This is a genomic window from Nocardia sp. NPDC127606 (genome assembly GCF_042671725.1).
Classification (GTDB): domain Bacteria; phylum Actinomycetota; class Actinomycetes; order Mycobacteriales; family Mycobacteriaceae; genus Nocardia.
Genome location: NZ_JBHXWQ010000004.1, coordinates 197,625 through 220,218 on the forward strand (window position 1 = coordinate 197,625; position 22,594 = coordinate 220,218).

Consider the following 22,594-nt stretch of genomic DNA (forward strand, 5'->3'; position numbering starts at 1 on the left):
GAAATGAGTGTGCGAGTGACAACACGGGGGCCCCGATGCTGAACAACGGCGCCATGATCGCCGACCGCTACCGCCTGCAGCGGCTCATCGCCACGGGCGGTATGGGTCAGGTGTGGGAAGCGATGGACACCCGGCTCGACCGCCGGGTGGCGGTCAAGGTCCTCAAGACCGAGTTCTCCGCCGACCCGACCTTCCGTGCGCGGTTCCGCGTCGAGGCGCGGACCACCGCGCAGCTCAACGCGCCCGGGATCGCGGGCATCTACGACTACGGCGAGACCACCGACCCGTCGGGCGGCGAGACCGCCTACCTGGTGATGGAGCTCGTGCAGGGCGAACCGCTCAACGCGGTACTCAACCGGATGGGCAGGCTCTCGGTCGTCCAGGGTCTCGACATGCTCGAGCAGACCGGGCGCGCGCTCGAGGTCGCCCACGCGGCCGGTGTGGTGCACCGTGACGTGAAGCCGGGCAACATCCTGGTGACGCCGACCGGGCAGGTGAAGATCACCGACTTCGGCATCGCCAAGGCGGTCGACGCCTCGCCGGTGACCAAGACCGGCATGGTGATGGGCACCGCCCAGTACATCGCGCCCGAACAGGCCGTCGGCGAGGACGCCACCGCGGCGTCGGATGTCTACTCCCTCGGCATCGTCGGCTACGAAGCACTGGCCGGTGTCCGCCCGTTCACCGGTGAGGGCGCGATCACGGTCGCGATGAAGCACGTGCGCGACGCGCCGCCGCCGATGCCCGACGACCTGCCCGCGAACGTGCACGAACTGATCGCCATCACGATGGCGAAGGACCCGTTGCAGCGCTACAGCAGCGGCGGCGAGTTCGCCGATGCCGTGGCCGCGGTGCGTGCCGGACACATGCCGCCGATCCCCGGTAGCGCCACCGGTCCATCGATGACGGGGGCCACCCGGGTACTTCCGCCCGGCCCGACCGTGGTGCTCCCCGCCGCCGCGGCAGCCGCGGCCGCGGCCGAATACGACGGCGCGACCATGCGCTTCGGCCATCAGCCCGGCGGTCCGGTCGGTCCTCCCACCGGCGGTTACAGCGGTCCGGCCACCCAAGCTTCCGCGCCGGCGCCCGTGCCCGCGAGCAACGCCAAGAACAACCAGAAGTGGCTTATCGCGCTCGGTGTCGGCGCGCTGCTGCTCGGCGGCGGTGTGCTGTGGCTGCTGTTCGGCACTGAACCGAACCGGGATTCGGGGACCACGACCACCACCGTGCAGACCACCAGACCGCTGCCGCCGCCGGTGACCACCACCCGGCCGGTCCCGCCGCCGCCGGTGACCACCGAGGAACCGCCGACCACGACGGAACGCCCGACGACGACCACCGAGCCGCCGACCACCACCACCGAGCCGCCGACCACCACCACGGTGCCGCCGACCACCACGACCAAGACCAAGCCGACGACCACGCCGAAGCCGACCAAACCGGAGCCGACCACCACGGCGCCGGCCGCGGGCACCACCACCGTCGGCCGTCCCCGGCTGCCCACCTTCGACCTGCCGTTCCCCGATAGCGACACGGCGGTAGGCCCGACCATAGGACAACCATGACGACCCCGAAGAATCTCTCCTCGCGGTACGAGCTGGGCGAGATCATCGGGTTCGGCGGCATGTCGGAGGTGCACCGCGCCCGCGACGTGCGGCTGTCCCGCGACGTGGCGATCAAGGTGCTGCGGGCCGATCTGGCCCGCGATCCCACGTTCTACCTGCGGTTCAAGCGCGAAGCCCAGAACGCGGCCGCGCTGAACCACCCGGCCATCGTGGCCGTGTACGACACCGGCGAAGCCACCGTCGACGGCGGGCCGCTGCCCTACATCGTCATGGAATACGTCGAGGGCGACACCCTGCGCGACATCGTGCGCGGCAAGGGACCGCTCGCGCCGCGCAAGGCGATGGAAGTCGTGGCCGACGTGTGCGCCGCGCTCGACTTCAGCCACAAAGCCGGGATCGTGCACCGCGACATGAAGCCGGCCAACATCATGATCAACCGCGCCGGTGCGGTGAAGGTGATGGACTTCGGCATCGCGCGCGCGATCGCCGACAGCGCCAACCCGATGACCCAGACCGCCGCGGTGATCGGCACCGCCCAGTACCTCTCGCCCGAGCAGGCGCGCGGGGAGACCGTCGACGCGCGCTCGGACGTGTACTCGGTGGGCTGTGTGCTCTTCGAGATCCTCACCGGGCAGCCGCCGTTCACCGGTGACTCGCCGGTCGCGGTCGCCTACCAGCATGTGAAGGAAGATCCGCCGCTACCGTCGTCGGTCAATCCCGGCGTGCCGCGTGAGCTCGATTCGGTGATCCTCAAGGCGATGGCCAAGAACCCGGCCAACCGCTACCAGACGGCCGCGGAGATGCGGGCCGACCTGATCCGGGTGCTCGGCGGGCAGAAGCCCAGCGCGCCGATGGTGATGAACGAGGAAGACCGCACCGACTACGACGACGAGCCGGGCCCGCGCAGTTTTCACGACCGCCGCGACGACACCTCCGAACACCCCGTGGTCGGGCCCGACGGCGAGGAACGCAACCGCACCGGGCTGATCGCGCTCGGCGTCGCGGCCGCGCTGGCCGTGGCGTTCGGGCTGTTCTGGGTGCTGGTCGGCCCTGGTAGCCGGGCCGATCAGGTCGCCGTCCCCGATCTGTCGGGCAAGACCGCCCAGCAGGCGCAGACCGCACTGCAGCAGGCCGGTTTCTATGTGGCCGTGCAGGAGAAGCCGGACGGCAAGGTCGCGCCGGGCAATGTGATCGCGACCCAGCCGCTCGGCGGTTCGCGCATCGACGAGGGCAGCACCGTGACGCTGCAGATCTCGACCGGGCCGACGCAGGTGCAGTTGCCGCGACTGATCGGCATGAGTCAGGCCGACGCCGAACGGCAGCTGAATTCGCTCGGGCTGCAACTCGATCCGAATGTGGCCCGCAAGCCGTCGAGTACGGCGGACACCGACAAGGTGATCGCGCAGGAACCGAGTGCTGGTGTGCGGGTCGACATCGATCAGCCGATCATCGTCACCATCGGCGGCGGGCCGGAAGAGGTCCGAGTGCCCTCCGTGGTCGGCCAGGACATCTCCGTCGCCCAGCCGAATCTGGTGGATTCCGCCGGTTTCAAGGTCGAGATCCAGGAAATGAAATCCTCGCTGCCGAAGGGCCAGGTGCTCGCCACGAACCCGGCAGGCGGCAGCAACGCGGAGAAGGGCTCGACCATCACGGTCCATGTCTCCGCCGGTGACCGCATCACCGTCCCCGATCTCACCGGGCTCACGCCGGTGCAAGCCCAGGAACGGCTGCGCAGCGAAGGGTGGACCGGTCAGCTCAGCCAAACCACGGTGATCACCCTCGACGGCAGTGCCTCGGGCAAGGTCGTCGGGCAGAGCCCGGCGGCGGGTTCCTCGGTGACGATCAACGGCAATGTGGTGCTGCACGTGGGAGCGTCGCCGATTCCGCGATGAGGTCTCGATTGGATGGCGAACGCGTCCGCCGCGGCCGTGCGGGCGCAGAATGAGGCTGCTTTCATCCCATCCAGCGTTGCTGACGAGGAGGTAGCCCCCTATGACGACAGCCAGGGACATCATGAAGCCCGGTGCGCAGTGGATCACCCGCGGTGACACCGTGACGACCGCGGCGACGGCGATGGCCGATCTCGGGGTCGGATCGATCGTCGTCGCCGATGACGACGAGCGCATGTGCGGCATCATCACCGACCGCGACATCGTGGTGAAGTGCGTCGCGCTCGGTCTGTCACCTGATCTGACGACAGCGGCGGAACTGTGCGAGTCGACGCCGCGATGGGTCAGCGCGGACGCCGATGTGGAAGACGTGCTCGACCAGATGGAATCGCACCGGGTGAAGCGGATGCCGGTGATCGAGAACAAGCGCCTGGTCGGGATGATCAGCGAGGCCGATCTGGCTCGGCACCTCGACGACAATCAGCTCGGCGAGTTCGTGACCGCCATCTACGGGCGGCCCTGAGCTAACTCAAATCCAGGTGGGTGTTCATCGACATGGCTTCCGCGGCCAGGTCGGTGAGCTCCACCACCCGCACGCCATGGGTGCGGAGTTTGTCCACACCCTCGCAGGCGGCGACGAACAGGCTCGGCTCGCGCCAGGCGATCACCACCGTGGGGATGCCCGCGGCCAGGATGCGATCGGTGCACGGCAGCCGGGTCGCAGTGGCGCGGGTGGAGCACGGTTCGAGGGTGCTGTAGATCGTGGCCCTGGTCAGGCGGGGGTCGTCGGGGTCGAGCTTGTTCAGCGCGGACTCCTCGGCGTGCACCTTCTCGTCGGTTTCGCGGGAGTAGCCGGTCGAGATCTCCACCCCGTCGGCGACGATCACGGCGCCGACCGAAAAAGCCGTCTCGCTGGGCGGACAGTTCCTGGCGAGCTCTATCGCCCTGTGCATGAACCGGTGGTCGGTGTCGTCGTGGCTCATGTCGTTTCCCTGTGGTCGGCGAGTTATCCACAACCCTCGCGTGATGTGGAATCGGTCATGTTCAGGTGTGGAGCAAAGTTGTCCGCGAACTGTGGACAGCTGAATTTTCCCAGGTCAATGCAGTGATTCTGTTCGCGGTACCAGTTAGTTGCGGGGCTGGGGATCGGGGCTGACCAGGTAGTTCAGCACAGCGACATCCCCAAGTTGTTCCACACCCGCCAGGTGCAGCCTGCGACCGGCGCCACCGGGGAATTGCGCCGGTCCGACGAAGCGCGGCGCCGCCGGATCGCCGACCAGGATCGGCGCGATCGCCAGGCGGATCTCGTCGACCAGGTCGGCCGCGAGGAAGCCGGTGTGCATACCGGTGCCCCCTTCGACCATCAGCCGGTGGATACCGCGCGTGCCGAGGTCGGCGACGAGGGCCGGGAGCGCGAGTCGCTCGCCGAGGCCGACCACCTCGGCGAGCCCGTCGAGCCGGTTACCCAGCCTCACGGCGCCCGCATCGGAGGTGTAGACGAGTTTGTCGCCGCCGGTGTGCCAGAAACGCAACCCCGGATCGAGATCACCGGAATCGGTGACGGTCACCTTCACCGGGAACTCCGGTTTGCCCGCCGACATCCGAGCGGCCCGGCGCTCGGCGCTGTTCACCAGGAGGCGGGGATTGTCGGTGCGCAGAGTGTGCGCACCGATCAGGATCGCGTCGGACTCCGCCCGGATCTGGTCGACCCGATCGAAGTCCGCGGTGTTCGACAGCAGCAGGCGCTGCGCGCTCGCGTCATCGATGTAGCCGTCCAGACTCGCCGCCACCGAGAGCAGAACCCACGGCCTCACTGTGTCACCAGCGCGGCGACCTCCGCCTCGAGCGCGGAGACGAGTGCCTCCGACGGACGTTCGCCGCAGACCTCGAGCCAGTTGGCGAGCATCCGGTGGCCGCCCTGGGTGAGCACGGACTCGGGATGGAACTGCACGCCGTGGATGGGCAGCGTGCGGTGGCGCATCGCCATCACGATGCCGCTCTCGGTGTGGCCGACGACCACCAGCTCCTCGGGGATGGTTTCCGGGAGAACCGTCAGCGAGTGGTAGCGGGTGGCGGTGAAGGGGTCGGGCAGGCCGGCCAACACGCCGGACCCGAGATGGAAAACGTCACTGGTTTTGCCGTGCAGCAGTTCGGGCGCGCGGTCGACGGTGCCGCCGAAGGCCTCGCCGATCGCCTGGTGCCCGAGGCACACGCCGAGCAGGGGCTTGTTGTGCCTGGCGGCCGCGTGCACGAGCGGGATGCTCGCGCCCGCCCGGTCGGGGCTGCCGGGGCCCGGGCTCACCAACACGCCGTCGAACGCGCCACCTTCGTCCCCATCGGTGAGCAGGGTGTCCAGATCGTCGAGGCGGGGGTCATCATTGCGCCAGACCACGACGTCGGCACCAAGCTGGCCGAGGTACTGCACCAGGTTGAACACGAAGCTGTCGTAGTTGTCGACGACCAATACACGCATGCGTCGAGGGTACGGGAGTTGCGATAGCCTAGGAGTTACCTGTACTCCGAATTCGAGGACGTCATGCCCAAGTCCAAGGTCCGCAAGAAGGCCGACTACACCCCGAGCCCCGCCAGCCGCACGCCGGTGAAGGTGAAAGCGGGGCCGTCGCCGGTCTGGTACGTCGCGATCATGCTGGGCTTCATGCTCGCCGGCTTGGTGTGGCTGATCGTCTACTACCTGGCGCAGGACCACATCGGCTTCATGCTCGATCTGGGCGCCTGGAACTTCCTGATCGGGTTCGGCCTGATGGTCATCGGCCTGGTCATGACCATGCGATGGCGCTGATCGCAGCGGATTACACCGGTGTTATTCATGCACACCTGTGGATAACCCTGTGCACAACTCGAGGATAGAGGGGCGAACTACCGCGTGAACGATGCACAACCCGTCTCGTGGTCGACCCCTGTCGCAGGCCTGCTCGCCATCAGCGGCGGCGGAATCCTGCTGGCCGTGATGGCAATCCTCGCCCAGGACGGCCCGAGCAGGCTGCTCATCGGTATCGCCGCGGTCGCCGTGCTGGCGATGTCCGCGCTCGGTATCCGGCAGCGCCCCCGGCTCACCATGGTTCCCGGCCCCGCGCCGCGCCTGGTGGTCGGCACGCTCACCGGTCCGAAGGACTACCCACTCGACCGGATCGACCGGATCCGGATGGTCTCCTACCGCCGCATCGGCCGCAAATCCGCGATGCTCGAGATCGACGTGCGCCACGAGGACACCGAGCGATTGCTGATCTTCGGCCGCTGGGACCTCGGCACCAATCCCCACGACGTGTACGACGCTCTGGTCGTCAACGGCTTCGCCTCGGTGACCACCGACTGACGTTGTTTCACGTGAAGCAAAGAACTCCCCGCCGCGATGATCCGCGGCGGGGAGTTCTGTGTGTGGCCTTGATCAGTCGATCGTGACGGCCGAGATGATGACCGGCTCGTCGGGGCGATCATTGCGATCGGTCTTCACCGAGGCGATCGCGTCGACGACCTTGCGCGAATCGGGGTCGACCACCTCGCCGAAGATCGAGTGCTTGCGGTTGAGGTGCGGCTGCGCGCCGACGGTGATGAAGAACTGCGAACCATTGGTCTCGGTGCCCGCGCCCGCATTCGCCATCGCGAGCAGATAGCCGCGGTCGAAGCGCAGATCCGGGTGGAACTCGTCGGCGAACTCGAAGCCCGGCCCACCACGGCCGGTGCCTGTCGGATCGCCGCCCTGGATCATGAACCCCGGGATGATCCGGTGAAAGACGGCGCCGTCGTAGAACGGGCCACTTTCCGTACCACCGGCATTGACGGTGGAGTACGGCGCGGTGCCGTCGGCGAGACCGACGAAGTTGCGCACCGTCTTCGGGGCGTGGTTGCCGAAAAGCGCGATCCTGATATCGCCGTGGTTGGTGTGCAGAGTTGCCACGGCCGTCTGGTTGGGTGAGGTCACGCAGTTATGGTGCCACGCGACACGTCGAATCTGTTTGTGCCACAGTGGTCGAATGAAGCTTCGTAATCCGCTGCTCGCGTCGATCGCGCTCGCCGGGGCCGGCGCCCTGGCCTACCTGGCCCGCGCCAAGCGTCCACAATTGCCGGAACCGGCCGCCGAGCCGCCGCGTCTGGGGTATTCCCGCAACGGCTCGGCGCACTAGTTCCGGCTGTTCCTCAGCGGCTGACCGACTTCTTGTACTGGATCTGAGCCAGCGGCACGAAGACGATCAGGATCACCACGATCCACATCAGCGTGGTGGTCACCGGATGCTGCATCGGCCACGCGTCCGAGGGCGGCGCCATCGGGTTGACGTTGCCGAACAGGTCACGCACCGCCTGGGTGAGCGCCGAGACCGGGTTCCATTCGGCGAACACCCGCAGCGGGGCGGGCATGTTGTCGAGCGGAACGAACGCGTTGGACAGGAACGTCAACGGGAAGATCACCATGAAGCTGGCGTTGTTGAACACCTCCGGCGCGCGCACGATCAGGCCGACCACGGCCATCATCCACGACAGCGCGTAGGCGAACAGCAGCATCAGCGCATACGCCAGCACCGCGTCGAGGAACGATCCGCGGATCCGCCAGCCGACGACCAGACCGGTCAGCGACATCACCACCAGGCTGACGACGTTGATCACCACATCGCTGATCGTGCGCCCGACCAGTACCGCCGACGGCGCCATCGGCAGCGACCGGAACCGGTCGATGATGCCCTTCTGCATGTCTTCGGCCAGGCCGGCGCCGGTGAAAGTGGCACCGAACACCACCGTCTGGGCGAAGATGCCGGCGATCAGGAACTCCCGGTAGCCGCCTTCGAGCCCGGGGATCGAAATCGCCGAGCCGAAGACGTAGGCGAACAGGAGCACGAACATGATCGGCGACAGCGTCGTGAAGATCAGCACGTCGGGTACGCGCTTGATCTTGATGACGTTGCGTTTGGCGATGGTGATGCTGTCGCTCACCACCATCGACAGTCGTTCGCCGAGGCTGGGAGGGTGCAGCTCGGCTTTGTCGAGTGCGACGGTCATCGGTTCTTTCCTTCCGCGGCGCCCACGGTCTCGGATTCGCGATCACCGTTGACGAGTTCTTCGGCCTCGTGCCCGGTGAGCGTCAGGAAGACGTCATCGAGCGAGGGTCTGCGCAGGGCGACATCGTTGATGGTCACCTTGTGCTCGGTGAGCCTGCCGATGGCGGTGACCAGGTCCTGTGACCCGTCGGCGACGGGCACGATGAGCTTGCGCAGGCCGGGTTCGAGATGGATCTCGCCGTCGGCGAGCCCGCTCAGCACCTGCTGGGCAACGGCGAGCTGGTCGGCGGCGCCGACGGTGAGTTCGATCCGGTCGCCACCGACGAGGGCCTTGAGTTCGTCGGCGGTGCCGCGGGCGATCACCTTGCCGCGGTCGATCACCGCGATCGAATCGGCGAGGCGGTCGGCCTCGTCCATGTACTGGGTGGTGAGCAGCAGGGTGGTGCCGCCGGCGACCAGCTCCTCGATGACGTCCCACAGGTCGAGCCGGGCACGCGGGTCCAGACCCGTGGTCGGCTCGTCGAGGAACAGCACCGGCGGGTTGGCCACCAGGGCGCCTGCCAGGTCGAGGCGCCTGCGCATACCGCCCGAGTAGCCCTTCACCGGCCGGTCGGCGGCGTCGGTGAGGCGGAAGCGGTCGAGCAGTTCGCGGGCCCGCTCCTTACTTCGCTGGGTGCCGAGGTGGTAGAGCCTGCCGACCATTTCGAGGTTCTCGAAACCGGTGAGGTATTCGTCGACCGCGGAATACTGGCCGGAGGCGCCGATGCGCGAGCGCAGGGCCTGCGGATTGCCGAGCACGTCGATACCGGCGACGGTGGCGGTGCCCTCGTCGGGTATCAGCAGAGTGGTGAGAACGCGAACAGTCGTGGTCTTTCCCGCGCCGTTGGGGCCGAGAAGCGCGGTGACGGTACCTTCCGGAACGGACAGGTCGAGTCCGTCGAGGGCGACGAGCTGCCCATACCGTTTGACCAGACCCTCGGCGACGATTGCGTCGGGCATGATTCTCCTGAAGTCGTGGTTGGCGATGCTGTGCCCAGTATTGCCCTACCCACCGACAAGTCGCACCCCAAATTTCCGCGCGACCGAATGTCAGATGTACACAATTGTTCGACATGCCGACGTGTCGCGACACGCGGCGAATCGGACTGATTTTCTGTCTCCCGACACGAACGAGAATGCCTGTTCGCTGGACGGTCGCCACACGCCAGACAAGAACCTGTTCATCGGCAATTCCCCGTAAAACCTTGCGTACCAGCAGATTCCGATGTTCGTACGACACCTGACAGGTACCGGGAGCGCGCACCGGCCGATCGCCACACCGCGGGCCACCGCCGCCACCCGCACCGACACCCGAAAAATCTCGCGAACTCGCCCGGTGCGCGTACACGAATTCCGCGCGTATCGCGTAGGATCGTTCAGGTCGGCCCCTCCCCCCCGGGCCGACCCTACGCGGGCCTCGGCTAACTCCCCCCCTTCGCCGAGGCCCGCTCCCCATTTTCCGGCAAGGTCGCAGCTCGGCAGATCAGCCGAAGCGCACCCAATGCCGGGCGTCACAGTCCGGCCACGTTCCGGCGATCACCCGGCAACCAGGGTTATCGTCGGCCCATGGTGCCTGGTCGCGGTGCGATCGCCGGGGTCGTCTTATCGATGACGATCCTCGTTGGTTGTAGCGGATCCACCGACGACGCGCACACCACCACGCCGGCCACCGCCGAGCTCCCCCCGAATCAAGTCGCCGGTGTCGCCCTGCCCGCCGACGCGGTCGACAAAGCCGTCGGACAGCTCGACGAACTGGTGGGCTCGCTGATGGACTCCAGCCGCATTCCCGGCATGGCTGTCGCCGTGGTCCACGGCGGAAAGACCGCGTACGCCAAGGGTTTCGGTGTTCGTGACGCAGGCGCGCCCGACAAGGTCGACGCCGACACCGTCTTCCAACTCGCCTCGGTGTCGAAGTCGCTCGCCGCGACCGTCGTGGCCAACCAGGTCGGCGCGGACGCGATCGAGTGGACGACCCCGGTGGTCACCCACCTCCCGTCGTTCGCGCTGGCCGATCCCGCCACCACCGCCCAGCTCACCGTCGGCGACCTGTTCGCGCACCGCAGCGGCCTGCCCGATCACGCGGGCGACCGGCTCGAAGATCTCGGCTACGACCAGGCCGCGATCTTCGACAAGCTGCGCCTCGAACCCCTCGACCCATTCCGGATCACCTACCACTACACCAACTTCGGGCTCACCGCCGGCGCCGAATCCGTGGCCGCGGCGGCCGGGAAGGATTGGGCCCAACTGTCGTCGGATTCCCTCTACACGCCACTCGGCATGCGCGACACCAGCTCTCGCTTCGACGACTTCCTGGCCCGGCCGAATCACGCGGTGGGACACGTGAACATCGACGGCGACTGGGTGGCCCGCTACGTGCGCGACCCCGACCCCCAGTCCCCCGCGGGCGGCGCGAGCTCCTCGGTGAACGACATGGCCCGCTGGCTCACGATGCTGCTCGGTAGCGGCACGGCCGGCGCGACGACCATCGCCCCGGCCGAAGCGCTGCTGCCCGCCGTCACACCCCAGATCGTCTCGGCGCCGCCCACCTCCCCCACCGCGCGGGCGGGCAGCTACGGGTACGGCTTCAATGTGTCGGTCTCCGCGGCCGGGCGCACCGCCACCAGTCATTCCGGCGCCTTCGGCCTCGGCGCGGCGACCAACTTCCTGGTGATCCCGTCCGCCGATGTGGCCATCGTCGCGCTGACCAACGCCGCGCCGCTCGGCATCCCGGAGACGTTGACCGCCGAGTTCGCCGATCTGGTGCAGTTCGGCGAGATACGCGAAGACTGGCGCGGCCTGTACCGCGACGCGTTCGCCACCATGGACGATCCCGAAGGCGACCTGTCGGGCAAGCCCGCCCCGGCGAATCCGGCCCCCGCCCAGCCACTACCGACCTACGAGGGCACCTACGACAGCGCCTACTGGGGTCCCGCCACGATCGTCGCCACCGACACCGGCCTGCGCCTGACCATCGGCCCCGAACAGCGGACCTATCAACTCCGGCACTGGGACGGCGACACCTTCGCCTTCGATCTGAGCGGCGAGAACGCCCCGCCCGGCAGCGTCACCTCCGCACGGTTCGCCGACGGCACACTGACCATCGACTACTTCGACGAGAGCGGCCTCGGCACGTTCACCAGAACCGATTGACACCGCACCGAGCGCCGGTCGATCAGGCGAGCGCGCGCCACGCGGTCGCCAGCCGCGCCGCCCTGACCTTGCCCGCGACCCCGAGCAGCGGCGCATCACGCTCCCAGCGCTTCCTGACCTCCGGATCCACCGGCGCCCACAGCGGCTCCAGTTCGGTACGCAGGCCGCTCAGCCGATCGAAGATGCCCCCGAGCGCGATGTGCACACCCGGGGAGCTCGGGTCCTCGGCACCGACCCCACGCACCGCCGCAAACAGCGCCAGCAGCTGTTCTACGGGCTCCGCGGGCCACTGCGCTAGCCGGGCAACCCGAACGAGCTGACCGAGCACAGCGGCCACCACATGCAGGTCCTCGACCGTCCGGAACGGCTTCAGGTAGTCGGCGTAGCCGTCGCCGGGCAGCAGTTCGCCCGGCGCGGCATCGAAGACGACTTCCGCGTGTGGGATCTCCGGTGCGAACGGCAGCGCGGGCAGCGGCGTCACCGCGGCGGACGCACCGGCGGACACGAGCACGGCGCGCAGCAGCGGCCTGCCGTCGGGCTGGGTGCCGGAGCGGGCGATCACCAGGAACCGATCGGCGAACGCGCCCAGCGTGGCGAAGGATTTGGTGCCGCTGACGGTGCCGTCGGCGCGCACGGTTGTCGTCATCGTCGACGGTCGCGCGCCGGCGCCCTCGGTCGCGCACATCGAGGAGAGCTCGGCGGGATCGAGCGAGGGAACCAGCGCGTGCAGGGCTTCCTGATATCCACCGAGGAAAGCGGGACCTGTTCCCGCGCCGTCGAATCCGGCGATCGCGGCCCGATCGAGCGAACTCGCGAACCCGGCCGTCCTGGTGCGGTGGCGCGCCCAGTCCGCCGCGAAATCAGCCGAAACGGCGTCGGCGGGAGTGGTGGTGAGAAGAAAATCGAATACCGAGGAATTCACAGATGTGGAGCCTAGGGGAATCGAACCCCTAACCCCTGCCTTGCAAAGGCAGTGCTCTGCCAATTGAGCTAAGGCCCCTTACCGGTCATCGACCGGTTGGCAACCCGAAATCAGCGGGTGGTGACCTCGCGCCAGAGGTCTGCGTCGTCGCGCTTGCGGAATTTGTTGACACCGATGAGAACGGCGATCACAACACCGACCATGAGGACAATCTTCATGATTCCCACCCTACTGTGCTGTTCGGGAGTGGGCCTAGGAGGACTTGAACCTCCGACCTCTTCGTTATCAGCGAAGCGCTCTAACCGCCTGAGCTATAGGCCCGAACTCGTTTCGATCCCCGCCGGAGCAGTGAACCGCAACGAGAAACGAGGTTACCTTACCTGCCTGCCGATAACCAAAACGGCCGGTCAGACCCAGTTTCCTGGGACCGACCGGCCGTACCGGAAAACCTGTTTCTAGTCGGGATCGGCCAGGGTTACCTGGATGCCACCGACCAGATCGCAGCACTGGTTGTAGATGAACACGCCGACCGTGGCCAGCGCAGTGAACAGCACCACGTTGATCAGGCCGATCACGCCCGCGTAGCCGAACACCGTGCCCGCGTCGATCAGGCTCGACGAGCTGCCCTCCTGGTTCAGCATCTCGCCCAGCGAGTTGTCCAGGTTGTCCCACACGCCCATGCCCGCCAGCACGATGTAGAGCAGGCCGACGGCCAGCATCCACACGAAGAACAGCGCGACACTGATCACCAGCGTGATCTTCAGGGTCGACCACGGGTCGATCCGGCGGATCTGCACGGTCGCGCGTAGTGGCTCACCCGACGCGGCGGCCGCGATGGCCACCGGCACCGCGGGCGAGACGCTGCCCGCCGCGGCTGCCCGCGCGCTCGGCCCCATGTGGTGCTGGGGCTGCGGCGCCATCGGCAGCCCGGGCGGCGCCACCGGCGCCTCGGGTGCCGGGTGGCGCACGTCGGACAGGTCGGGCATGTCCTTGACCAGTTCCGGACGCGCGATACTGCGGGTCGGCCCGTCGATACCGACGGACTTCACCATCGCCGCTTCCTTGCGAGCCGCCTTGGCCGCCAGGTCGGCAGTGGTGCGGGCGTTGGACGCCCCACTGCCCTTGAGACCGCCGCCGCCCGATGCCCCGGACGAGGGCCGCCCCTGACTCGGCGCTTCGCCGGGCCGGTACAGGTTCGACTGCGGTTCACGCTGCGGAAGCTGAGCCCACCCGTCCTGGTAGGGCGACGATTTGCTGCCCTTGCCGTCGAACGAATCGGTCCCGGCCGCACCGGATTCCGGCGCCGCGCCCTCGGCCGGACCGCCCTGGCGTGGGATCGGCCGCGGCGGGATCGGAGACGTGGCGATCCGCTCGGTGACGCCGTTGGTCTGGTTCCGATCGTCGTTCGACTGATTCGGTGTGGTCAATGGAATCCTCAGATCCGTTCGTTGCCGCCGCTATTTGGTGTGTTACTCCGAAGCCACGTCGCCGAGGAGCTGATCGGGATCGGGCTCGTCGGCGTTGCGCGCGATCGCTAGCAAGGTATCGCCATCCGCGAGGTTCATCAATCGCACGCCCTTGGTCTGGCGTCCGGCCTTACGAACCTGCTTGGCTGCGGTGCGGATGACGCCACCACTGGAAGTGATCGCGTACAGCTCGTCCTCGTCATCGACGATGAGCGCACCCACCAGGCTGCCACGCTTCGGATCGTATTGGATTGTCAATACGCCTTTTCCGCCGCGTCCCTGCGCCGTGTACTCCTCGATCGCGGTCCGCTTCGCGTACCCGCCGGCCGTTGCGACCAGCAGATATGTCTCCAGACGCACCACATTGAGCGAGAGCAGCTCGTCGTCGGTGTTGAAGCGCATGCCCTGCACGCCGGAGGTGGCGCGACCCATCGGACGCAGCGCCTCATCAGTCGCCGCGAAGCGGATCGACTGACCGTGCGCCGAGACCAGGAGCAGGTCATCGTCGGACGAGCACAGCACCGCACCGACCAATTCGTCGTCATCGCGCAGGTTCACCGCGACGATGCCGCCGGAGCGGTTGGAGTCGAAATCGGTGAGTTTCGACTTCTTCACCAAACCCGCGCGTGTCGCGAGCACGAGGTACGGCGCGTCCTCGTAGGTCTTGAGCTGGATGATCTGGGCGATCTTCTCATCCGGCTGGAAGGCGAGCAGGTTGGCCACGTGCTGACCGCGCGCGGTCCGGTTGGCCTCGGGCAGCTCGTAGGCCTTGGCCCGGTAGACGCGGCCCTTGTTGGTGAAGAACAGCAGCCAGTCGTGCGTGGACGACACGAAGAAGTGCTTGACGATGTCGTCCTGCTTGAGACCGGCGCCCATCACGCCCTTGCCGCCACGCTTCTGCGAGCGGTACAGGTCGGTCTTGGTGCGCTTGGCGTAGCCGGTCTCGGTGATCGTGACCACCACGTCTTCGCGCGCGATCAGATCCTCGTCCGCGACGTCACCGTCGGCGGCGATGATCCTGGTCCGACGGTCGTCGCCGTACTTCTCGACGATCTCGGCCAGCTCGTCGCGCACGATCGCGCGCTGACGCTCGGGCTTGTCGAGAATGTCCTTGTAGTCGGCGATCTCGATCTCGATCTTGGCCAGATCGTCGATGATGCGCTGACGTTCCAGGGCCGACAGTCGACGCAGCTGCATGTCGAGGATGGCGGTCGACTGGATCTCGTCGATGTCGAGCAGCTGCATCAGGCCGGTGCGCGCGGTGTCGGTGTTGGCCGCCCCGCGGATCAACGCGATGACCTGGTCGAGCATGTCAAGGGCCTTGACAAGGCCGCGCAGGATGTGGGCCCGCTCCTCGGCCTTGCGCAGCAGGTAGCGGGTGCGCCGGACGATGACCTCGAGCTGGTGATTCACGTAGTAGCGAATCATCTGATCCAGTCGCAGCGTGCGCGGGACGCCGTCGACGATCGAGAGCATGTTCGCGCCGAAGCTGGTCTGCAGCTGGGTGTGCTTGTAGAGGTTGTTCAGCACCACCTTGGCCACCGCGTCACGCTTGACCGTGACCACGATGCGCATGCCGACGCGGTCGGACGACTCGTCGTGGATATCGGAGATACCCGCGATCTTCGCGTCCTTCACCTGCTCGGCGATGGAGTTGACGAAGTTGTCGGTATTGACCTGGTACGGCAGTTCGGTGATGACGATCGTGGTGCGCCCGCGCGCGTCTTCCTCGATCTCGACCACACCGCGCATCCGGATCGAACCGCGACCGGTGGTGTAGGCGTCCTGGATGCCCTGACCGCCCACGATCAGGCCGTGGGTCGGGAAGTCGGGGCCCTTGACGCGTTCCATGCAGGCGGCGAGGGTGGATTCCTCGTCGGCCTCGTAGTTCTCCAGCGCCCAGTAGATGGCCTCGGCCAGCTCGTTGAGGTTGTGCGGCGGGATGTTGGTCGCCATGCCGACCGCGATGCCGTTGGAGCCGTTCATCAGCAGGGCGGGCACGCGCGCGGGCAGCACGGTCGGCTCCTGCGAGCGACCGTCGTAGTTCGGGACGAAATCGACCGTTTCGGAGTCGATATCGCGCAGCATCTCCATCGCGAGCGGCGTCAGGCGGCACTCGGTGTATCGCATGGCGGCCGCGCCGTCGTTGCCCCGAGAACCGAAGTTGCCCTGGCCGTCGACCAGCGGGTAGCGCAGCGACCACGGCTGGGCCATACGCACGAGGGTGTCGTAGATCGACGAGTCGCCGTGCGGGTGGTAGTTACCCATGGTCTCGGCGACCGGGCGCGCGGACTTCACATAGCCGCGATCGGGGCGGTAGCCGTTGTCGTACATCGCGTAGAGCACGCGCCGGTGCACCGGCTTGAGGCCGTCGCGCACATCGGGCAGCGCACGGCCCACGATCACGCTCATCGCGTAGTCGATGTAGCTGTTCTGCATTTCGGTCTGGATATCGACCGGTTCGGTCCGGTCGCCCGCACCGCCGGACGGTGGCAGCGTGGTCTCAGTCATCAAATCTCCTTCGAGGGGCCGACATGCGAGCGGGCGCGCCCTTCAGGCGCCGCGCCGCTTACACGTCGAGGAAACGGACGTCCTTGGCATTGCGGGTGATGAAGCTGCGACGTGCCTCCACGTCCTCGCCCATCAGCACGGAGAACAGCTCGTCGGCCGCGGCCGCGTCGTCGAGCGTCACCTGACGAAGTACCCGAACCGCGGGGTCCATCGTGGTTTCCCACAGCTCCTTGGCGTTCATCTCGCCCAGACCCTTGTAGCGCTGGATGCCGTCGTCCTTGTTGATCTTCTTGCCTGCCGCGAGACCGGCCTCGACCAGCGCGTCGCGCTCACGGTCGGAGTAGGCGAACTCCGGGTCCGAGCGCATCCACTTGAGCTTGTACAGCGGCGGCTGGGCCAGGTACACGTGACCGTGCTCGACCAGCGGACGCATGAAGCGGAACAGCAGCGTGAGCAGCAGCGTCGCGATGTGCTGACCGTCCACGTCGGCGTCGGCCATCAGGATGATCTTGTTGTAGCGCAGCTTGGCGATATCGAACTCGTCGTGGATACCGGTGCCGAACGCGGTGATGATCGACTGGACCTCGTTGTTCTTGAGGACGCGGTCGATGCGGGCCTTCTCGACGTTGATGATCTTGCCGCGCAGCGGCAGGATCGCCTGGTACATCGAGTCGCGGCCCGACTTCGCCGAGCCACCGGCGGAGTCGCCCTCGACGATGTAGATCTCGCACTTGCCCGGATCCTTGGACCGGCAGTCGGCCAGCTTGCCCGGCAGCCCGCCCAGGTCGGTCGCCGACTTGCGACGCACCAGCTCGCGCGCCTTACGGGCAGCCATCCGGGCCTGCGCCGAGGACACCGCCTTCTGCACGATGGTCTTCGCGTCGGCCGGATTGGCCTCGAACCAGTGCTGCAGGTGCTCGTTGCAGGCGCGCTGCACGAACGACTTGACCTCGGTGTTGCCCAGCTTGGTCTTGGTCTGGCCCTCGAACTGCGGCTCGCCGACCTTGACGCTCACGATGGCGGCCAGGCCCTCGCGGATGTCGTCACCGGTGAGGTTGCCGTCCTTCTCCTTGAGGAGCTTCTTCTCCTTGGCGTACTTGTTGACCACCGTGGTGAGCGCCGCGCGGAAGCCCTCTTCGTGGGTGCCGCCCTCATGGGTGTTGATCGTGTTGGCGAAGGTGTGGACCGACTCGGAGTAACCCGAGTTCCACTGCATCGCGACCTCGAGCTCGTGGCCGGTGCCCTTGACCGTGTAGCCGACGACCGAGTTGTGGATGGCCGACTTGGTGCGGTTGATGTGGCGGACGAAGTCCACCAGGCCGCCCGGGTAGTGGTAGGTGCGGGTCTTCACCTTGTGCTCGACCGCTTCGGCGGCGACGACCTCGGCGTCCTTGGGCGCCTCGGCGGTCTCGCTGACAACCTCGTCGATGACGTCGCCGACGGCGACCCGCTCGTCGGTGAGCTTGATGGTGAGGCCCTTGTTCAGGAAGGCCATCTCCTGCAGGCGCCGCGCCACGGTCTCGAAGTTGTAGGTCGTGGTCTCGAAGATGTCCGGATCGGCCCAGAAACGCACCGTGGTACCGGTGGCCTTGATCGGCTCGCCCTGCACCAGCTTGCCGGGCTTGGCGTCCTTGTAGGTCTGGGTCCAGTGGTAGCCGTCGACGTCGATCTCGACCTCGACCTTGGTCGAGAGCGCGTTCACCACCGAGATACCGACACCGTGCAGACCACCCGACACCGCGTAGGAGTCGGAGTCGAACTTGCCGCCGGCGTGCAGCTGGGTCATGACGACCTCGATCGTCGGCACGCCCTGGGCGTGCATCCCGACCGGGATACCACGACCGTCGTCGATCACCTCGACGCCGCCGTCGGCGAGCAAGGTCACCTCGACCTTGGTGGCGTAGCCGGCCATCGCCTCGTCGACCGAGTTGTCCACAACCTCCCAGATGAGGTGGTGCAGACCGCGTTCACCGGTGGAACCGATGTACATGCCAGGGCGCTTGCGCACCGCCTCGAGGCCTTCGAGGACCGTGATGGAAGAGGCACCGTAGCCTGAATTGTTGCCCGATGCGTTGGAGTCGTTGGCAGCCACTTCTCGGTAGCTCTCCTTACTTGCTGATCCCTGGCGCAGCGATCCGGGCAGCACGCGCACGGCTCGGAAGAGCCATCAGATATCACGGACTGCACAGCACGCGCCGAGGGTTCGCCGCTGGTTACGTCACCATCCTACTGGTAAGCCCAACTTACAGTGCACCTACGACACCCCTGGCTTCGCCGTGAATGCAAGAAATCGTCCGACCGCGAGGCGGTTCCGCCTCCCCGGGTATTTTGCCGGTCGTAGGCGCGAATAGAGTATGTCCTCGGACCTGCGGTCGGGACACGTGAGATTTGTGGGGTTCCAGGGGAGTTACCCATGTCCTCGCGAAATCAGATGTCGCCTTCGAAGTTATCCACAGGCTCTATGCACATGTCCACAACTTGGGGCCTGAGAGCGGCGCGGGCGCAACGGATCTCGCTCCGGTCACCGCGCGGCTACCCGTAGGTATCGCGCGGGCCACGACCCTTGATGTGGCGATCGCCCTTGCGCCAGCTCGGCGCGGCGGGGCCGGTGATGCGCAGCGACGTGACCACTCCATGACCGACCGCGGCACTGATCTTGGCCAGGATCTGGCTCTGCAACATGCGTAGTTGGGTGGCCCACGCGGTGGACTCGGCGGCGATCTTGAGCACACCGTTCTCCAGGGTCACCGGAGTGGCGTGGGAGGCGATGTCCTCACCGACCACCCGCGGCCAGCTGCCGAACACGGTGCCCTCGGCTACCTTGCCTGACCAGCCACGATTCTTCGCGAGCGTGCCGCTGAGCGCGCCGAGGAGCTGAGGATCACGGGCATCGGGACCCGACCCGGACCAGCCGCTGCGACGCCTGCCACCGGCCCGCAGCTTGCGCACCGGGGAGGCCCTGCCCTGACCGACGGACTTGCCGCTGGCCTTGGCCGCGGCCCGCGCCTCTTCCAGCGCCCGGCGGGCCAGATCGATGCCGCGCAGTTCCGGTGCGGGTTCTTCCGGCACGGGTTTCCGCCTTCCGGTGTCGAGGGTGGCCGAGTGTGGAAGGAGTCTACGCCGGGGCGCCGACGGCCTCGTCGAGCAGCGATCCGGCATATTTCCAGCATGTTGCCGGTTTTCCACAGGGGCTGGGGATAACTATCGCGATCTGTGCATATCTTCGGCGTGTTGGACGACTTCGGTGACGATCTGTGAGGTACGGCGGTCCGCCTCGCCGGTCGTGTGCACACGCAGCGGTTCGGCGGCCAGTTCCGACGGCACGTCCTCGGCCACCGCGGCCGTGATCAATACCTGCTCGGCACCCGCGGCCACCTCCGCGAGCGCGGTGCGACGGCGGCGGTCGAGCTCGGCGAACACGTCGTCGAGCAGCAGCACCGGTTCGGAGCCTTCACCGCGCAACAGCTCGAACGAGGCCAACCGCAGCGCGAGGGCGAACGACCAGGACTCGCCGTGACTGGCGAATCCCTTCGCGGGCGCGCTGCCGAGCAGCAACTCCAGATCGTCGCGATGCGGGCCGACCAGACAGACCCCGCGATCGAGTTCCCGATTCCTGGCGGCGGCCAGTTCGCGCAGCATGATCTCGTGCAGCAGCTGTGCATCACTCGCCTCGGGCGCCCTGGCCGGATCGAGGAGTTCCGGTGGGAGATACCCGGAGCGGTAAGCGATTGCGGCAGGACGTGATTCGGGTGCGATCGACCGATAGGCCTGGGACAGATGGGGATACAGGTCGTGGACCAGGCGCAATCGTTCGGCGAGCAGCACCGCCGCGTGCTCGGCGAGGTGCCCGTCCCACACGTCGAGGGTGCCCAGATCGGCACGTGAACGCGATTGGCGCCCAGCGGTTTTCAACAGCGCCGAACGCTGCCGCAACACCTTGTCGTAGTCGGCGCGCACGCCGGCGAGCCTGGGCAACCGGGCTGTGGACAACTCGTCGAGGAACCGCCGCCGCTCCCCCGGATCCCCACGCACCAGCGCCAGATCCTCCGGCGCGAACAACACGGTCTGCAGAATCCCCAGGATCTCGCGCGAGCGGCGCACCGGCGAGCGATTGATCTGCGCGCGGTTGGCACTGCCCGCCTTGAGTTCCACATCCACGCGCAGTTCCCGCCCGGTGTTCACCACGGTGGCCCCGATCCTGGCCTGGGTGGCGCCCATCCGGATCAGCGGCGCGTCGGCGGAGACGCGGTGTGAGCCGAGCGTCGCCAGATAACCGACGGCCTCGAGCAGATTCGTCTTGCCGTTGCCATTCGCCCCCAGGAGCACCGTGCGCCCTGGGGACAACTCGAGATCGGCGTGTTCCCACGAACGGAAATCACGGACCGACAGCTCACGGATGAACATGTAGGCCTAGCCGCCCCTGCCTGCTCAGCCGGGCAGCCGGACCGGCATCAACAGGTAGATGTACTGGCTCTCCAGCGCCGCGAACGCGCCCGACTCGAGCACCTTGGGCTCCTCGTCGGAGGCGGGCAGCAGCACCGCCGGACGGCTGGGAGTGGTGAACCCGAACGTGACCCGGTCGGTGTGCAGCGCGGCCAGGCCCTCGGTGAGGTAACCGGGGTTGAACGCAATGGTGAGCGGTTCGCCGCGGAAATCGGCTTCCAGCCATTCCTCGGCCCGGCCCGCGTCGTCCCCACCCGCCGACAGCAGTACGCCGTCTGTGGAGAACTCGAGCCGCACCTGGGCACCGCGCTCGGCCACCAGGGCGACACGCTTGATCGCCTCGGACAGCACGGCGACGGGCAGGGTGGCGATGGAGGTGTGCTCCTTGGGGAGCAATTGGCGGAACTTGGGGAATTCCGCGTCGAGCAATCGGGTGGTGGTCCGCCGGCCGCCGTTGACGATGCCGAGCAGGCCGTCGGCGCCGCCACCACTGCCCAGCGACAGCTGGACCGGTGCCTCGGCGGCACCGAGGGTCTTGGCGGCCTCGGACAGCGTGCGCGCGGGAATGAGCACCGCGGTCTCGATATCGGAGCGGGTGGGCTGCCACTGCAGATGGCGCACGGCGAGGCGGAAGCGGTCGGTGGCGGCGAGCACCACGTCGTTGCCCTCGATCTCGACCCGGATGCCGGTGAGCATCGGCAGGGTGTCGTCGCGACCCGCGGCGACGGCGACCTGGCCGACGGCCTCGGCGAACACGTCGACGGTGAGTTCACCGGTCTGCTGCGGCACCTCGGGCAATTGGGGATAGTCCTCGACCGGCATGGTCGGCAGGGAGAACTTCGCGCTGCCACAGGCGATGAGCACGCGGGTGCCGTCGACGGACACATCGACCGGCTTGTTCGACAGCGACTTGGTGATGTCGGCGAGCAGGCGGCCCGAGACCAGCACCTGGCCGGGACCGGCGACCTCGGCCGCGACGCGCATCTGCGCGGAGACCTCGTAGTCGAACCCGGAGACCGTCAGGCCGTTCTCGTCGGCCACCAGCAGCACACCGCCGAGAACAGGCACCGGAGGCCGGGACGGGAGACTGCGCGCCACCCAGGCCACCGATTCGGCGAAGTCCTCTCGGGCGACCCGAAACTTCATGCTCGCAAGCTCCATCGCCCGATTTGTCCTCTCCGAGTTTCGAATCCGTGTGCGGGGGTGTGTCAGCGGAGTTGAACTGCTGTGTCGGCCGCGCATTGAGTCTCGCACAACCAACCGACAACCAAACGGTACCCGTGCAGTGCGCGAACTCCGCATCGACCCTCCCGGTCGATTTCTGCTCGTCGAACCGCCCCGCTCCTCCTTGCCTGCTTGTGAGTGAACGACCGCCTGACTCGAGCCTCCCCAACCGAGTTTCCACACACCCTGTTTTAAAAGAGTTCTCTCTAGAAGGAGAACTGAAGTAGTAGTAGGCACTGTGGAATCTGTGGATTTCGCCCGAATCCGCAGGTCAGAGCGCTTGATGGCATGGGGATGGCCTTGGGGTGACTCGAGGATGAATCAGCGGTGGCTGTGGAGGCGCGAAGTTGTCCCCATTCCATCCTCGAGTTGTCCT

General features: G+C 67.1%; 21 protein-coding genes and 2 tRNA genes. 7 read left to right on the forward strand and 16 right to left on the reverse strand.

What is annotated here, in order from left to right; all coding sequences use genetic code 11:
- Positions 1 to 35: 35 nt before the first annotated feature.
- From ACFVJ5_RS20585 to ACFVJ5_RS20595, 3 genes are all read left to right on the forward strand, one after another.
- Positions 36 to 1,565: a protein kinase gene (locus ACFVJ5_RS20585; protein ID WP_379222220.1), complete on the forward strand. Its 1,530-nt coding sequence runs from the start codon at positions 36 to 38 to the stop codon at positions 1,563 to 1,565.
- Complete coding sequence (gene pknB / locus ACFVJ5_RS20590; RefSeq protein ID WP_379222221.1) at positions 1,562 to 3,457, forward strand: Stk1 family PASTA domain-containing Ser/Thr kinase; 1,896 nt, start codon at positions 1,562 to 1,564, stop codon at positions 3,455 to 3,457. Before ACFVJ5_RS20585 ends, pknB begins: the two co-directional genes overlap by 4 nt.
- A 100-nt stretch (positions 3,458 to 3,557) precedes the next feature.
- Positions 3,558 to 3,977: a CBS domain-containing protein gene (locus ACFVJ5_RS20595; RefSeq protein ID WP_378634571.1), complete on the forward strand. Its 420-nt coding sequence runs from the start codon at positions 3,558 to 3,560 to the stop codon at positions 3,975 to 3,977.
- Between the two features lies 1 nt (position 3,978).
- Here the strand turns inward: ACFVJ5_RS20595 and ACFVJ5_RS20600 are convergent, their stop codons facing one another.
- From ACFVJ5_RS20600 to ACFVJ5_RS20610, 3 genes are all read right to left on the reverse strand, one after another.
- Positions 3,979 to 4,437, reverse strand: coding sequence for a deaminase (locus tag ACFVJ5_RS20600; protein WP_379222224.1), 459 nt, complete (start codon positions 4,435 to 4,437; stop codon positions 3,979 to 3,981).
- A 144-nt stretch (positions 4,438 to 4,581) separates the two neighbouring features.
- Complete coding sequence (locus tag ACFVJ5_RS20605) at positions 4,582 to 5,268, reverse strand: RibD family protein (RefSeq protein WP_379222226.1); 687 nt, start codon at positions 5,266 to 5,268, stop codon at positions 4,582 to 4,584.
- Positions 5,265 to 5,927: an aminodeoxychorismate/anthranilate synthase component II gene (locus ACFVJ5_RS20610; protein WP_379222227.1), complete on the reverse strand. Its 663-nt coding sequence runs from the start codon at positions 5,925 to 5,927 to the stop codon at positions 5,265 to 5,267. Before ACFVJ5_RS20610 ends, ACFVJ5_RS20605 begins: the two co-directional genes overlap by 4 nt.
- Before the next feature lie 63 nt (positions 5,928 to 5,990).
- Here ACFVJ5_RS20610 and crgA point away from each other — a divergent pair, with 63 nt between their 5' ends.
- Together crgA and ACFVJ5_RS20620 are read left to right on the forward strand one after the other, a co-directional pair.
- A complete protein-coding gene (gene crgA, locus ACFVJ5_RS20615; protein WP_378634580.1) occupies positions 5,991 to 6,254 on the forward strand; it encodes a cell division protein CrgA in 264 nt (87 codons plus the stop codon).
- An 84-nt stretch (positions 6,255 to 6,338) separates the two neighbouring features.
- Positions 6,339 to 6,788 carry a PH domain-containing protein gene (locus tag ACFVJ5_RS20620; RefSeq protein ID WP_379222229.1) on the forward strand — a complete coding sequence of 150 codons (450 nt, stop codon included), beginning with the start codon at positions 6,339 to 6,341 and terminating at the stop codon, positions 6,786 to 6,788.
- A 72-nt stretch (positions 6,789 to 6,860) separates the two neighbouring features.
- Here ACFVJ5_RS20620 and ACFVJ5_RS20625 read toward each other — a convergent pair whose 3' ends face one another.
- A complete protein-coding gene (locus tag ACFVJ5_RS20625) occupies positions 6,861 to 7,394 on the reverse strand; it encodes a peptidylprolyl isomerase (RefSeq protein ID WP_378634585.1) in 534 nt (177 codons plus the stop codon).
- Between the two features lie 52 nt (positions 7,395 to 7,446).
- Here ACFVJ5_RS20625 and ACFVJ5_RS20630 point away from each other — a divergent pair, with 52 nt between their 5' ends.
- The gene (locus ACFVJ5_RS20630) at positions 7,447 to 7,596 is read left to right on the forward strand and encodes a hypothetical protein (protein ID WP_170112099.1); all 150 of its coding nucleotides are present in this window, start codon (positions 7,447 to 7,449) and stop codon (positions 7,594 to 7,596) included.
- A 13-nt stretch (positions 7,597 to 7,609) separates the two neighbouring features.
- Here the strand turns inward: ACFVJ5_RS20630 and ACFVJ5_RS20635 are convergent, their stop codons facing one another.
- A complete protein-coding gene (locus ACFVJ5_RS20635; protein WP_378989384.1) occupies positions 7,610 to 8,464 on the reverse strand; it encodes an ABC transporter permease in 855 nt (284 codons plus the stop codon).
- The gene (locus tag ACFVJ5_RS20640) at positions 8,461 to 9,462 is read right to left on the reverse strand and encodes an ATP-binding cassette domain-containing protein (RefSeq protein WP_379222231.1); all 1,002 of its coding nucleotides are present in this window, start codon (positions 9,460 to 9,462) and stop codon (positions 8,461 to 8,463) included. Before ACFVJ5_RS20640 ends, ACFVJ5_RS20635 begins: the two co-directional genes overlap by 4 nt.
- A gap of 606 nt (positions 9,463 to 10,068) precedes the next feature.
- On the opposite strand from ACFVJ5_RS20640, the gene ACFVJ5_RS20645 reads away from it, so the two are divergent.
- Positions 10,069 to 11,652: a serine hydrolase gene (locus tag ACFVJ5_RS20645; protein ID WP_379222233.1), complete on the forward strand. Its 1,584-nt coding sequence runs from the start codon at positions 10,069 to 10,071 to the stop codon at positions 11,650 to 11,652.
- Between the two features lie 22 nt (positions 11,653 to 11,674).
- Here the strand turns inward: ACFVJ5_RS20645 and ACFVJ5_RS20650 are convergent, their stop codons facing one another.
- The 10 genes from ACFVJ5_RS20650 to dnaN form a co-directional block, all read right to left on the reverse strand.
- Positions 11,675 to 12,574, reverse strand: coding sequence for an acyl-CoA dehydrogenase (locus ACFVJ5_RS20650; protein ID WP_379222235.1), 900 nt, complete (start codon positions 12,572 to 12,574; stop codon positions 11,675 to 11,677).
- Positions 12,575 to 12,579: 5 nt separating this feature from the next.
- A tRNA-Ala gene (locus tag ACFVJ5_RS20655) sits at positions 12,580 to 12,652 on the reverse strand.
- 32 nt (positions 12,653 to 12,684) lie between these two features.
- On the reverse strand, positions 12,685 to 12,792 hold the full coding sequence (locus tag ACFVJ5_RS20660) for a DLW-39 family protein (RefSeq protein WP_214516728.1): 108 nt from the start codon (positions 12,790 to 12,792) through the stop codon (positions 12,685 to 12,687).
- 29 nt (positions 12,793 to 12,821) lie between these two features.
- Positions 12,822 to 12,895 (reverse strand) — tRNA-Ile (locus ACFVJ5_RS20665).
- A gap of 134 nt (positions 12,896 to 13,029) precedes the next feature.
- Positions 13,030 to 14,001: a DUF3566 domain-containing protein gene (locus tag ACFVJ5_RS20670; RefSeq protein WP_379222237.1), complete on the reverse strand. Its 972-nt coding sequence runs from the start codon at positions 13,999 to 14,001 to the stop codon at positions 13,030 to 13,032.
- Between the two features lie 42 nt (positions 14,002 to 14,043).
- Positions 14,044 to 16,551, reverse strand: a complete 2,508-nt coding sequence (gene gyrA, locus ACFVJ5_RS20675; RefSeq protein WP_379222239.1) for a DNA gyrase subunit A — start codon at positions 16,549 to 16,551, stop codon at positions 14,044 to 14,046.
- Positions 16,552 to 16,609: 58 nt separating this feature from the next.
- Positions 16,610 to 18,643, reverse strand: coding sequence for a DNA topoisomerase (ATP-hydrolyzing) subunit B (gyrB, locus tag ACFVJ5_RS20680; protein WP_379222241.1), 2,034 nt, complete (start codon positions 18,641 to 18,643; stop codon positions 16,610 to 16,612).
- 440 nt (positions 18,644 to 19,083) lie between these two features.
- Complete coding sequence (locus tag ACFVJ5_RS20685; RefSeq protein WP_379222242.1) at positions 19,084 to 19,620, reverse strand: DUF721 family protein; 537 nt, start codon at positions 19,618 to 19,620, stop codon at positions 19,084 to 19,086.
- A 132-nt stretch (positions 19,621 to 19,752) separates the two neighbouring features.
- A complete protein-coding gene (gene recF, locus ACFVJ5_RS20690) occupies positions 19,753 to 20,955 on the reverse strand; it encodes a DNA replication/repair protein RecF (protein ID WP_379222244.1) in 1,203 nt (400 codons plus the stop codon).
- A 24-nt stretch (positions 20,956 to 20,979) separates the two neighbouring features.
- A complete protein-coding gene (gene dnaN / locus ACFVJ5_RS20695; RefSeq protein ID WP_056822597.1) occupies positions 20,980 to 22,155 on the reverse strand; it encodes a DNA polymerase III subunit beta in 1,176 nt (391 codons plus the stop codon).
- Positions 22,156 to 22,594: the final 439 nt, after the last annotated feature.